Genomic DNA, 12379 nt, shown 5'->3' with positions numbered 1-12379 from the left:
ACACGGGCCGGGCGCACACGGGGTGTGAGCTGCTAGGAGACGGCCATGCCGACTTCCGGTGGCGCGTCTGGCTGGCGCATCGTGTTGCTGACCGTGGCGCCGTCGGTGGCGCACGACTTCACGTTGGCGCTGCGGGCCCAGGGGCATGAGGTGGTGGCGCTGGTGGTGCCCGCGGGCGTGCGCGGCCCGCGTCCCCTGGACATGGAGGGGTGGGCGGAGCTGGGGCGGCTGTTCGAGTCCGCGCCGCCGTCGCTGGACGTGCTGCTGGTGAGCGAGCGCGCGCACCTGGCGGCGCGGCTCCTGGCGCTGAAGCCGGACCTCATCCTGTCCTTCTTCTTCCCGTGGAAGCTGACGCCGGAGGCGCTGGCGCTGGCGCCCCGGGGGGCCATCAACGTGCACCCCTCGCTGCTGCCAAAGTACCGGGGCCCGTGTCCCGTGGGCTGGGCGCTGCGCGACGACGCGCGGGAGCTGGGGCTGACGTTCCACAGGATGGACGCGACGTTCGACACCGGGCCGGTGCTGGTGCAGGGCACGCTGCCCGTCATCGACGAGGACACGGAGGAGACCCTCTTCGAGAAGCTGATGCGCGCGTCGCGCCGGTTGCTGCCCAGGACGCTGGAGCGCGTGGCCCGGGGAGACGCGGGCGAGCCGCAGGTGGACGCGGGGGCGACGCCCGCGCCCTTCTTCGAGCTGGCGTACCGGGACATCGACTGGCGGGACACCGCGCGCTCCGTGCACCTGAAGGTGCGCGCGTGCCGCTTCGCCGTGTGGCGCGAGGGCCAGGGGGATGCGCGCGCGCCGTTGCAGGGCCGGTGGGTGCGGGTGCAGCGCACGCGCGCGTGGCGGGGAGAGGACCCCCGGGCGGCGCCGGGCACGCTCCTGGCGCGGCAGGGGGACGAGTGCCTGGTGCAGTGCGGGGACTCGCCGTTGTGGCTGGTGGCGTACACCCCGGAAGAGCCCTGAGCGGCGCAAGGCGCTCCTCCGGGGCCGGGGCCGGGGCGTGCGCGGCCGCGGGCAATGTGGAGCACTGCGCGCGCTGCGTGGGGGCGGAGGTGGCGGAGGCGATGTGGAAGGGCACGCCCGTCATCGGTGGGAACGTGGGCGGCATCCGCCATCAGATCCAAGACGTGCACAACGGCTTCCTGGTGGACACGGTGGCGGCAAGGCGCGCCGTCCTCCTGTCAGAAAGACAGACATGCATCCTCCCTCCACCGTCGGCGGTGGGGCGTGGCGTGCGGCGGCCCTCCCCGGCGCGCTGATTGCAAACACGCTCCCCCGGGTGGGACGCGGTGCCTGACGGAAGGCGCCGCCCCGCCTGGGACCGGCGCGTGGGGCGCCGTGTCGGAAGGACAGACATGGACAAGAGCAGGCGACGGGGGCCGCGTCAGCGCGGCATGACACTGATTGAAATCATGGTGGTCATCACCATCCTGGGGTTGATCGCCGCCGCGGTGGGCGTGGCGGTGATGGGCCAGTTCGGGACGGCGAAGGAGAAGCGCGTGTCGCTGGATTTCGGGGGGCTCGAGCAGGGACTGCAGCTGTACGCGGTGAAGAAGGGCCGGTTGCCGGACACGGCCACGGGGCTGCGCGCGCTGGTGGACGAGGGCATCCTCACGAAGCTCCCCCAGGACCCGTGGGGCCAGGACTACGTGTACACGCTGGACCGGAGCAGGCCGGTCATCGTGTCACTGGGGGCGGACGGAGCGCCGGGCGGTGAGGGCGACGACCGGGACCTCTCCTCGCGCGACCTGGACACGGTGTCCGCGCGCTGAGGGAGGGATGAAAGGGTGCTGCCCGAGTGGAGAAGCCGCGATTGGGTGGCGTTTCAGGCCAGAGCGGATTCGAACCGCAAGCCCCCCGTGAAGGGGGCCGTACCAGTGCGTGTAGGGCCTCTCCGGCCGGGCAGCACCCAGAAGGACGCGGGAGCGCGAAGATCCTGACAGGGGATTTTCGCGCCCTTTCACGTCAGTCCGTGGGGAAGGTGTCGAGCGTGAGGGACTCGGGCGGCACGGGCAGTTCGCGCGGCAGCTTGAGGACGCCGTCCAGGTAGCGCCAGCCGGCGCCGTCGTGACGGAAGTCGGAGCGCTCCACGAAGGACTGGTCCTTGCCCTTCTCGAACACCCTGGCGAAGAAGAGGACGCGGGCGAGCCCGGAGGCGTCCGGGGGCTGGTGGCCCAGCACCGTGAGCCCCGGGTACTGGTGGCCCTGGGCGAAGGCGCGCAGCTCGCGCAGGACGTCCGCCTCCGGGCGGGCGCGCATCGGGTGGTCGGGGTGGAGGGTCTTCCACAGGTAGGCCGCGTCGCGCTGGGCGAAGGCGCTGTAGCGGCTGCGCATGAGGCGCTCGGCGTCGGGCGCTTCGGCTTCGCCGCGGTGGAAGGGGGCGCAGCACTGTCGGTAGCGCTGGCCGGAGGAGCAGGGGCACAGGGGGACGGGCGGCATGGAGGCGTGAAGCCTACCCGGCTTTGTCCGGTGGACGGTCGGGTGGCGAACCGGGAGGACGGGAGGGGAACCTTCGCGCTTGCGGGCCAGGAGGGCAGGGCATATCCCTGGCGCACCGCCCCTATGAGCCTTCTAGAAGCCATCGTCCTGGGTCTGGTCCAGGGTCTCACGGAGTTCCTGCCCATCAGCTCCACCGCGCACCTGCGCATCGCGCCGGAGCTGTTCGGCTGGGCCGACCCGGGGGCCGCGTACTCGGCCATCATCCAGCTGGGCACGGTGGCCGCGGTGCTCATCTACTTCCGCAAGGACATCGTCTCGCTGGTGACGGCGTTCTTCCAGGGCCTGGTGAAGCGCGACCCGTTCGGCACGCTGGAGTCGCGGCTCGCGTGGTTCGTGGGGGTGGGCACGCTGCCCATCGGCCTCTGCGGGCTGGCGTTCAAGAAGCTCATCGAGACGCAGTTCCGGTCGCTCTACGTCATCGCGGGCAGCCTCATCGTGCTGGCGGTGGTGCTGTTCATCGTGGAGAAGCGCGCGTCGCACACGCGCACGGTGGCGGACATGACGTGGCGGGACGGCATCATCATCGGCCTGTGGCAGGCGCTGGCGCTGGTGCCGGGCTCGTCGCGGTCCGGCACGACGCTGACGGGCGGCCTGTCACTGGGGCTCAAGCGCGAGGACGCGGCGCGCTATTCGTTCCTGCTGTCCATTCCGGCGACGACGCTGGCGGGCATCTTCGAGCTGAAGCACCTGCTGGAGGCGACGACGCGGCCGTCCACGATGGCGCTGGTGGTGGGCACGCTGGTGGCGTTCGCGTCCGGCATGGGCGCCATCGCGTGGCTCTTGAACTTCCTGAAGCGCCGCACCACGTTGGTGTTCGTGGTGTACCGCATCGCGCTGGGCGTGCTGCTGCTGGGGCTGTTGCAGGCGAACGTGCTCAAGCCGATGTCGGGCGTGGAGAACCTGTCGACGCCGGATGCGCCGACGAAGGCGCCGGTCGAAAAGCAAGTCACGGACTGATGGGGACGGAAGCCGTGCGCGTGGAGGCCCTGTTCGATGCGTTGGAGTCGCGGCTCAAGGCGCGCCCACCGCGGACGTTCGACCTGCCGGGCCGGGTGTTGCGCGAGGCGGCGGTGCTGGTGCCGCTGTTCGAACGGGACGGTGTGCCCTGCATGGTCTTCACCCGGCGGCCCGCGCACCTGCGCACGCACGCGGGGCAGTACGCGTTTCCGGGCGGCGGTCAGGACGCGGTTGACGCCACGCCGCTGGAGACCGCGCTGCGCGAGACAGAGGAAGAGCTGGGCATCGCACGCGGCGGCGTGCGCATCCTGGGCCAGTTGGATGAGGCGCCGACGACGTCCGCGTACCGCATCCACCCCTACGTGGGCGTGATTCCGGGGGACGGCAAGTACGTGCCGAGCCCGGCGGAGGTGGACCTGGTGCTGGAGGTGCCGCTGGTGCGGCTGATGGACCCGGCCATCCTCCGCGTGGAGCGCCACGCGTGGGAGGGACAGGAGCACGACGTGCATTTCTACACGCACGGCGAGCACGTCATCTGGGGCGCCACGGCGCGCATCCTGCGCGACTTCCTGTTGCTCGTGGCCGACGTGCCGGGCGTGCAGGACGTGTTGGATGCTCCCCTGCCTGCCGGGCGTTGAGGCGCCCCTTCGCGGGCGGGCACCCCGGGCCGCGAGGCTGCTTGTCGGACGCAAGGGCACGTCCAACACTGGATGGAGGGCTCCTGCGAAGGGGCGGTGGGCACGAAGCAGGGGGCCGCGTGGGCGGCGGGCATGCGTCCGAGGCCCGGCCTTTTGTCAGGAGGCGTGGGGATGGTCACGCGGATGCCAAGGCGGGCTCCAGGCTGGAGTGGCGTCCAGGTGTTCGCCCTGGGCCACTCCACGCGCCCGGTGGAGGAACTGGTGGGGATGCTGTGGGCGAACGGGGTGCGGACGCTCGTGGACATCCGCACCGTGCCGCGCTCGCGCCACAACCCGCAGTTCAACGTGGACGTGCTCGGGCCGTTGCTCGCGCGAGCAGGCGTGGGGCACCTGCACCTGGCGGCGCTCGGTGGCCTGCGGCGTGCGCGCAAGGATTCACCCAACGGGGCGTGGCGCAACGCGAGCTTTCGTGGCTACGCGGACTACATGTTGACGGAGGACTTCGCGCGGGGACTTGAGGCGCTGCGCGAGGTCGCGCTGCGCGGGCCCGTGGCCGTCATGTGCGCGGAGGCGCTGCGGTGGCGGTGCCATCGCTCGCTCCTGGCAGACGCGCTCTGGGCCCGGGGAGTCCAGGTGATGCACATCACGGGGCCCACCCGCCTGGAGCCGCATCAGCTCACGGCCTTCGCCAGACTCCACGGCCGGCAGGTGCTCTACCCGAAGGAAGCGGAGGCCGTGTCCGAGGCGAGTGCCTGGTGAGCTTCCAGGGAGGCCGTGCGTCCTCGCGAGGGGGGCACGTTCACAGTGATGACGAGTACGGCCTCCAGCGCGCCGCAGCGTGGTGAAGGCGCGGGAACACGGACGCCGTCAGGTGAACCCTTGCCTGTCGGGCGCTGGGTTCGGCGGGTGCAGAGGAGGCTGGGGGCGGCAGGCTCCTTGTCGGACGTCAGGGCATGTCCAACATTGGGTGGACGGATCCTGCGAGGGGGGTGATGTGGACGGTGGGCATGAGGCAGGTGGCGCCAGGGAGGCCGCGCTGGTCGCGTTGGGGAGCGCCCTGCGGGCGGAGGGCTATGCCTTCACGACGGTGACGCCGGAGACGCACCGGCGGGTGAATGCCCGCTCCGAGGCGCGTGAGGCCCGCTCGCTGCGGGACGTGTTCGGGTGGAGCCGGCCCTTCGCGCCCGGCGTGCTGAGCTCGCGGGTGGAGTCCGCGCTGGAGCAGGCGGGGGCGCTGGAGGATTGTGGAGACGGGAAGCGGCGCAGCCAGGTGCGGTTCTCCACGCTGGGGTCGGGGCTGTACGTCCATTCGGCGTGGCCCACGTCGCAGAAGGACGCGGTGTTCTTCGGTCCGGACACCTACCGGTTCTGTTCGCTGTTGCAGCGGACGCCGGGCACGTTCCGGCGCGTGGTGGACCTGGGGTGTGGTTCGGGCGCGGGGGCCCTGTCGGTGGCGGGGCGGAGCACGGAGGTGGTGCTCGCGGACCTGAATCCGGAGGCGCTGGTGTTCTCGCGGGTGAACGCGCGGCTGAATGGTGCGCACGGGGTCCAGGTGGTGTGCTCCGACCTGCTCCAGGAGGTCGCGGGTTCCTTCGACCTGATCATGGCGAACCCGCCGTATCTGGCGGACACGGATGGACGCACGTACCGGGATGGGGGCGGCACGCACGGCACGGAGCTGTCGGTGCGCATCGTGCGCGAGGGCGCGGAGCGGCTGGTGCCGGGTGGGACGCTGGTGCTCTACACAGGCGCGCCGGTGGTGGAGGGCGAGGACCTGCTGCGCACCGCGCTGGAGCGGGTGTGGCGGAGCGCGCCGCTCACGGACGTGTCCTACGAAGAGTTGGATCCGGACGTGTTCGGTGAGGAACTGGAGAAGGAGCCGTACGCCGGCGTGGAGCGCATCGCGCTGGTGGCGCTGACGGCCCGGCGGGCTTGAGCGGGGCGGTGCTTGCTTCGAGAAAGGAGCAAGGAGGTCCGCATCATGTCTGGGCGACGAGCGGGCCTTGCACGGATGAGGTGCAGCTTGGGATGACGGTCTGTCGCTAGAGTGTGGGAATCGACGTGGAGATTCCCATGCTGAAGCCCCATCACCTGCTCCTCGTCGTTTCACTTCTTCAGGACGGTGGCGTCGACACGTCAGTGACGGCCTCTTCCCCGTCGGCTGCCCGTGCCCCTGAATTCCGGGCGGATGCGGGAGGCGTGGATGCTGGGAATCCTGGCCGTGCGGTTGTCGATGGCGGAAGCGCCAGGAAGCCGATCATCGCGGAAGGAATCCAATGGCCCGAGGACCTTCAGCCGTTGGCCACCCTGGACGGACCTGCTGTTCTTGCAGCGCATGCCGTGATGCAGCGGGTCCTTTCCGGGTACCCCAAGCAGTACGCCACGAGCTGTGCGTTCTCCGCGAAGGGACTGGAGGTCATCGTGGGTGAGGAGCGCGGGATGTACTTCGTCCGCATCCAGCGGGGGCCCGACAAGTGCGGATGGGCTCTGGGCACCGTGCTCGGGTTCGATGAGTTCGAGCTGTATGCGGTCTCGCCCGAAGGAAAGATACTGGCGCGCTACCCCTACCACCCTTGAGCCTGTTGGGCCTGGCAGTGGCCCGGATGGGTGGATCAGGGATGATACGGATACCGCTGGATTGATCCATCAGGTGAGACTGCGAACAATTCGAACCAGTCGGTCTCAAGGCCAGTGACGCCTGGACCGAAGCCTGGGCATCGGTCGACGCGGCGGTTGACGCGTACGAAGTACCAGCCTGCTTCCCGCCCGATGACGGTTTCCAGGGACTTGGCGGAGAAGGCGCACTGGTCCTTCGACTCTTTGGGGAATCGCTTCAGCGCTTCTTCCAATGCCGCATGTGCTGCCTGGATGGCGGGGCCTTCCAGGGTGGCGAGTGGCGTCAGATCTTGTTTCGGCCAGGGAATGGGCGACTCGGGGGGCGATGCGGAGAGGTTCACGCCCGCGTCAGATGGCGCGGGGGGGGGCACCGGGCTCGCGTCCAGCCTCTTATTGCAGAGGGGCATCCCAAGGAGGCCCAGCTCCATCAGCAGTGATGCCATCAGCATGAACTGGGGCGCCTTCAGCATGGGAGCACCTGGGTGGGCCGTAAGCCCCTAGGGGTGAAGGGCCGCGGAGCAGTCGGGTGGGACGCCCTCGGGCCTGAGCATGCTGGACGGCCTCGGCTTGCAGCGTGCCTGGAAGTTCCATCGCTTCCTATCGCCATCCCACCGGAAGACATCGCCCTCCTGATTCCACTTGTAGAGCCGTGGGTCATTCCGTTGCCCGGTGGCGAGCCATCCCCAAGCGGGAACCACCTGCCCACGTTCGTCTCGCGCGAGCCGTCCGCCAGGGGTCGTGCCATAGGCGACGACCACCCACGCACCTTCCGATTTGGCCATCGGCCAGGTCGTCAGGTCCCGATTGCTCACGTCCGAGCCGCACGGGTGATTGTGGGCATAGCCAAAGACGGGCAGGTCGTTGCCATGGTCCGCGTCGTCGACTCCTCCGAACGGAGGCTGGCACGAGCCACCCGACTTCACGGTGTTCCGAACCGGCCAGGACACCCGCCAGTCCGAGGGCGTTCGGTAGATGGCGACGCAGTACTCGGACGCCTCCGGGCGGGGGCGCCCCGTGCTCGCGTCACATGCGTCGATCGCGCCGGGTAGATCGAACAACGCTTGAAGCGTTGGAATCACGAGGTCGTCGGGAACGCTCATCGCGTGCGTGAGGACCGCGGGGATTTCCGGCCATGGTCCCGGAGCCACGTTCAGCCCCTCGATGCCGTCCTGCCTGGGCAGCTCCGAAGAAACATAGAACCGCCGGGCACCCGCGCTCGCGCAAGCGATGCCCATGCACGCCGCGACCCACCAGAGCTGTCGCCGGACGAACCCCATCCGGTGAGCCTACTCAGAACTGCAGGTACACGTACGGCCGCGCTTCCAGCGAGGCCAGCTGCCGGATGCCCAGGCCGATGAGCACCAGCACCACCGCTCGCGCGGGCGGTGGCAGCTTGAGGAACGCGAGCGCCGTCACGTCGTAGACCTTCATCGGCAGCGTGTGCGCGATGATGGCCACCGCCAGCATGGCCCACACCAGCGGGCCCACGTTCGCGAGGCCCGGGATGCCCGCCAGCATGCGCTGGTAGAACTCCGCCGCGTGCGTCATGTCCGGCGCCCGGAACACCACGCGCGTCAACACCACCAGCGTGAACGTGGCCAGGATGCCCAGGCCCACGCGCACCGGGCCGGGCTCCTGCTGCTTGCCCCGGAACCACCACCAGCAGCGCACCGCGCACAGCGCCACGCCGTGCACCGCGCCCCACACGGCGAAGCGCCAGTCCGCCCCGTGCCACAGGCCGCCCAGCACCATCACCATCATCAGGTTGAAGAGCACCCTCGGCTTCGAGCACCGGTTGCCGCCCAGCGGGATGTACAGGTAGTCCCGCAGCCACGACGACAGGCTCATGTGCCAGCGGTTCCAGAACTCGAACAGGTTCTTCGCCAGGTACGGCCGCGCGAAGTTCTCCGGGAACCGGAAGCCGAACAACGCCGCCACGCCAATGGCGATGTCCGAGTACCCCGAGAAGTCGTAGTACAGCTCCAGCGTGTACGCGACCGCCGCCACCGCGCACTCCGCCGACGAGTACGCGTCCGGGCTGCCGAACACCGGATCCACGATGCCGCTGCCCAGCACGTCCGCGATGACCAGCTTCTTCACCAGCCCCACGGCGATGCGGAACATCGCCTTGCCGCCGTCATCCGGCGACAGCGTGGGCACCTCGCGGAAGTGCGCCATCAGCTCCGACGCGCGGACGATGGGCCCGCTCACCACGCGCGGGAAGAACAGCATGTAGAGCAGGTGCTCGATGAACGAGTGCCCGGAGCTCGCCTTCCCCCGGTACACGTCCACCGTGTAGCTGATGGACTGGAAGACGAAGAACGACAGCCCCACCGGCAACAGCAGGTGGAGGGGCTCCGGGCGGACGTCCACGCCCCACGGCCCCAGCAGCGCCAGCGCCGTCTTGCGCAGCAGCTCCAGGTACTTGAAGCCCGCCAGCATCCCCAGGTTGGAGACGATGGACAGCACCACCAGCAGCTTGCGCACGCCGGGCCTGGCCGTGCGGCCCAGCCCCTTCACCAGCAGGTGGTCCACCGTCACGCCCGCCAGGAAGATGAGCAGCGGCATCCCCGCCAGCAGCAGGGCCTCCGCCGTCGCGTTCCCCTGCTCGATGAGCTGCGGGACCTTCGTGAACCCCGTGTAGAGCACCAGGCTGGCCACCAGCAGCACCAGCATCCGGGGCCAGAAGTGCCGGTGCACCGCCCAGTAGAGCGCGAACACCGCGATGACGAAGATGACGTAGTGGAGGCTGTGGGACAGCACGGCTCAGGGCGCTCCCGCGGCGGAGGCCGTCGGCGCGCCGCCCTTCTTCGTGGACTCGTACGCCGCCATCAGGTCCTTCACGAACGCGTTCGCGAGCACCGTGTAGCCCGCCTGCGTCAGGTGCACCCCGTCCGCGTGCCCCAGCGCTTCCGGCCGCCGCTGCCAGCGCTGCATGGAACGCTCGCCGCCCATGGCCGCCCGCGCGGACCAGTACGCGCACCCCGCGTCCTTCGCCACCTGGGGCAGCGTCGCGAGCACCTTGCTCAGCGCGGGCGCCTCCGCCCACCGGCCGTCCGCGTCCTGCTGGAGCCGGTCCGTGGGCCCGATGAGCAGGCACTCCGCGCCCGTCGCCTTGCGCAGCCGCGTCACCAGCGCCGCGTAGTCCTGGCGCAGCCCTTGCGCGTCCAGCCCCGGCAGCTCCGCCTCGTTGGTGCCGTACCAGAACACCAGCAGGTCCGGCCGCCGCGCCTTGAACTGTTCGTCCATCGCCGCCGCGTCCATGTCCCGCGCGGTGAAGGCCGTGGCGCCGGGCAGCCCCAGCGCGTCGTACACCAGCCCCGGCGTGTCGTACTCCAGCGACGCGCCCAGCACCGTCGCGGACCCTCCACCCTCCGGCACCGTCACCTGCACCGTGTGCGCGGCGCCCGTCACCGGGAAGGAGCGGATGCGCACCGTGGGCTTCGTCAGCGGTTCGGGCGGCGGGGCTTCCGGCGGGATGGCCTCTCCGTCCACGCGGATCACCGGCGCGGCGGCGTCCGGCGCGTCCAGCGCGTACAGGTCCAGCCGGCCCGGGGTGTCCTTGCGGTCCTCGCAGCCCTCGCAGAAGGAGATGCCCAGGCTGGCGCCGGGCGCTCCCACCGCGCGGATGCCGGTGAGCCCCCACGCCCCGCCGGGCGTGGCGCCCTTCGCGTCCTCCACCGTCCACGGGCCGTCCAGCGTGCGCGACACGCGCGCCGCCTCCAACCGCGACGACGGCTTGCCCGCCGCGATGAAGCCCCGCCCCGCGTCACCGAAGCGCTTCGCCAGCGCCGCGCGCACGGTGTCGGAGAAGAAGTGCGCCGCCGTGTGGGATGCGCCGACCTGCGCGATGCCCACGCGCAGCTTCGCGCCGGCCTCGCGGCGGGCCAGGGCCTCGAACGTCCGGTTCAGCGCCGGGGTCGCGTCCCGCAGGCCCGTCGGGTCCGTGCCCGGCAGGCGCGGCGGATGCGTGCGCGCGAAGGCCCGCTGCAACGCCAGGTCGAACAGGTGGCCCAGCAGGTTGGAGCCGCGCACGCGCGGGTGCACCAGGTCCTCCAGCATCAGGCCGGACTCCAGCCACTTGAGCGCGGAGCCCTCGCCGCCCATCGCCGCCAGCGTGTCGTAGAAGGCGCAGCCGCCCCGGCGCGCCTCTTCCCGGAACACCTCCGACACCTGCGCCGAGTGCCGGCGCGTGACGGGCTCGCCGCTCATCGTGCGCACGCCCGCGTCGATGGGCGACATCACGAGGCACGCCGCGTCCGGCACCGCCGTGCGCACGCGCGACACCAGCTCCTTCATCTGCGAGCGCACCGCGTCCAGGGTGGTGCGCTCCCGCGACAGGAAGAACGCCTCGTTGCCGCCCACCATCAGCACCACCAGCGACGGCTTGCGGTGCCGCAGCTGCGCGCGGAAGGCCGCGGGCTGCGCGCGCAGGTACACCTCCGCCATGCCGCCCAGCAGGCCCACCGTGTCGTAGACGACGCCCGGCGTGCCGGACTCCAGCGCGACACCGTGAAGCTCCGTCTTGCCCGTGGCGGTGAGCGTCAGCGTCTTCGCGCCCTCGGGGAGCCTCAGCCTCGCGAACGCGGCCTCCGCCTTGGGGCCGAACGCGCGCGTCTGGATGCGCTGCGTGTTCTTGCCATCCACCGACACCTGCACGGAGCCGCTGGCCGGCTGGGCCAGGAAGAACAGCTCCGCCTGGCGCGTGCCCTCCAGCGAGTAGCGCGTCGCCTGCGAGGGCCCGTGGGTGGAGAAGGCCACGCCCGTCCAGCCCACGCGGTCCTTGGGCCAGTGCGTGTCCACCAGCCGCTCCATCTTCCAGCCGTCCGTGCTCGCGGTGCCCGCGCGCGTGGCGCGGCCGGCGCTCGCCAGCCGGTGGATGTAGAGGAAGCCCGGGCCGCCCGAACCGAAGCGCTCCTGGAGCCGGTCGCGCACCACGTCGGTGATGTAGTCGGAGGCGATCAACGAATCGCCCAGGTGCACCACCCGCACCGGCGTGCGCCGCGCGTCCGCGCGCAGGTCGCCCAGCGCGCGCATGAGCGGCGCCAGGCCGTCCTCCTCGCACGCGCCATCCGCGCGCGACTTGCGGCAGTTGAGCTCGATGTCCACGTGCTTCGCGCCCATGCGCTCGCGCAGCGCCTCCAGCTCCCGCGCGGTCGCGAGCGTGGGGGCGCTCAGCTCCTCCAGGCCGATGCCGGGCACCGCGGGCGCTTCACCCACGTCGGGGCCGGCCTTCGCGTCCGTGTCGGTGGCCGCGGCGTCGGCCTCCGCGAGCGCCGGGGTCGGCACGTCGGGCACCATCGTGTCGGCGGGCGGACGCGGGGCCTTCACGCCGCGCAGCGAGGCCGGCAGCGCGAGCGCCACCAGCTTGGGCTTGAGCGGACCTTCCTGCCGGAGGGTGGGCAGGGGGCGGAACTTCTCCGGCAGTGGGGCCAGGGACAACCCCACCGTCAGCAGCACGGTGCAGGCCAGCGTCCACCCGGTGGATGTGGGCTTGAGACTCAACGGTGGGGCATGAGACTGGCTTTTCGGGGGCGGGTCAAAACTCTGCCCACCTCCGCGCGCCCCACCGCCCGGGCAGCAGACAGCCGGGCCCCCTTCCTCCCCGGGCGCGAAGCGCTATGGTGCGCCGCCGTCAGCGTCAGGCGTGGCCTGGCGCCCTCCAGGAG

The 12379-nt window shown here is 71.0% G+C and carries 11 protein-coding genes; 7 read left to right on the top strand and 4 right to left on the bottom strand.

What is annotated here, in order from left to right; translation table 11 throughout:
• The first annotated feature begins 45 nt into the window (after positions 1–45).
• Both OV207_RS10120 and OV207_RS10115 read left to right on the top strand, forming a co-directional pair.
• The gene (locus OV207_RS10120) at positions 46–963 is read left to right on the top strand and encodes a methionyl-tRNA formyltransferase (protein ID WP_267554582.1); all 918 of its coding nucleotides are present in this window, start codon (positions 46–48) and stop codon (positions 961–963) included.
• Between the two features lie 392 nt (positions 964–1355).
• Entirely contained in the window at positions 1356–1772 is a 417-nt protein-coding gene (locus OV207_RS10115; protein ID WP_267554580.1) for a type II secretion system protein GspG, read from the top strand.
• Positions 1773–1965: 193 nt separating this feature from the next.
• Here OV207_RS10115 and OV207_RS10110 read toward each other — a convergent pair whose 3' ends face one another.
• Positions 1966–2439, bottom strand: a complete 474-nt coding sequence (locus OV207_RS10110) for a YchJ family protein (RefSeq protein ID WP_267554578.1) — start codon at positions 2437–2439, stop codon at positions 1966–1968.
• Positions 2440–2562: 123 nt separating this feature from the next.
• Between OV207_RS10110 and OV207_RS10105 the strand changes: the two genes are divergently transcribed.
• The 5 genes from OV207_RS10105 (at position 2563) to OV207_RS10085 (ending at position 6671) form a co-directional block, all read left to right on the top strand.
• A complete protein-coding gene (locus OV207_RS10105) occupies positions 2563–3456 on the top strand; it encodes an undecaprenyl-diphosphate phosphatase (RefSeq protein WP_267554576.1) in 894 nt (297 codons plus the stop codon).
• A gap of 14 nt (positions 3457–3470) precedes the next feature.
• A complete protein-coding gene (locus tag OV207_RS10100) occupies positions 3471–4094 on the top strand; it encodes a CoA pyrophosphatase (RefSeq protein ID WP_267554853.1) in 624 nt (207 codons plus the stop codon).
• Positions 4095–4265: 171 nt separating this feature from the next.
• Entirely contained in the window at positions 4266–4853 is a 588-nt protein-coding gene (locus OV207_RS10095) for a DUF488 family protein (RefSeq protein WP_267554574.1), read from the top strand.
• A gap of 235 nt (positions 4854–5088) precedes the next feature.
• The gene (locus tag OV207_RS10090) at positions 5089–6030 is read left to right on the top strand and encodes a N5-glutamine methyltransferase family protein (protein ID WP_267554572.1); all 942 of its coding nucleotides are present in this window, start codon (positions 5089–5091) and stop codon (positions 6028–6030) included.
• A 137-nt stretch (positions 6031–6167) separates the two neighbouring features.
• Entirely contained in the window at positions 6168–6671 is a 504-nt protein-coding gene (locus tag OV207_RS10085) for a hypothetical protein (protein WP_267554571.1), read from the top strand.
• A gap of 35 nt (positions 6672–6706) precedes the next feature.
• Here the strand turns inward: OV207_RS10085 and OV207_RS10080 are convergent, their stop codons facing one another.
• From OV207_RS10080 to OV207_RS10070, 3 genes are all read right to left on the bottom strand, one after another.
• A complete protein-coding gene (locus tag OV207_RS10080) occupies positions 6707–7180 on the bottom strand; it encodes a hypothetical protein (protein ID WP_267554569.1) in 474 nt (157 codons plus the stop codon).
• An 820-nt stretch (positions 7181–8000) separates the two neighbouring features.
• The gene (locus tag OV207_RS10075; RefSeq protein ID WP_193350304.1) at positions 8001–9473 is read right to left on the bottom strand and encodes an MBOAT family O-acyltransferase; all 1473 of its coding nucleotides are present in this window, start codon (positions 9471–9473) and stop codon (positions 8001–8003) included.
• A gap of 3 nt (positions 9474–9476) precedes the next feature.
• Entirely contained in the window at positions 9477–12215 is a 2739-nt protein-coding gene (locus tag OV207_RS10070) for a GDSL-type esterase/lipase family protein (RefSeq protein WP_267554567.1), read from the bottom strand.
• Positions 12216–12379 lie beyond the last annotated feature (164 nt).

Source organism: Corallococcus sp. BB11-1 (assembly GCF_026626625.1).
Lineage (GTDB): Bacteria > Myxococcota > Myxococcia > Myxococcales > Myxococcaceae > Corallococcus > Corallococcus soli.
The sequence above is the reverse complement of the archived record's forward strand: the minus strand, read 5'-3'. Positions and strand labels throughout refer to the sequence as shown.

Excerpts from the sequence above, each read along its gene's own strand:
- OV207_RS10120 (WP_267554582.1), top strand. The coding sequence starts at position 46 with ATGCCGACTTCCGGTGGCGCGTCTGGCTGGCGCATCGTGTTGCTGACC.
- OV207_RS10115 (WP_267554580.1), top strand. The coding sequence starts at position 1,356 with ATGGACAAGAGCAGGCGACGGGGGCCGCGTCAGCGCGGCATGACACTG.
- OV207_RS10110 (WP_267554578.1), bottom strand. The coding sequence starts at position 2,439 with ATGCCGCCCGTCCCCCTGTGCCCCTGCTCCTCCGGCCAGCGCTACCGA.
- OV207_RS10105 (WP_267554576.1), top strand. The coding sequence starts at position 2,563 with ATGAGCCTTCTAGAAGCCATCGTCCTGGGTCTGGTCCAGGGTCTCACG.
- OV207_RS10095 (WP_267554574.1), top strand. The coding sequence starts at position 4,266 with ATGGTCACGCGGATGCCAAGGCGGGCTCCAGGCTGGAGTGGCGTCCAG.
- OV207_RS10085 (WP_267554571.1), top strand. The coding sequence starts at position 6,168 with ATGCTGAAGCCCCATCACCTGCTCCTCGTCGTTTCACTTCTTCAGGAC.
- OV207_RS10080 (WP_267554569.1), bottom strand. The coding sequence starts at position 7,180 with ATGCTGAAGGCGCCCCAGTTCATGCTGATGGCATCACTGCTGATGGAG.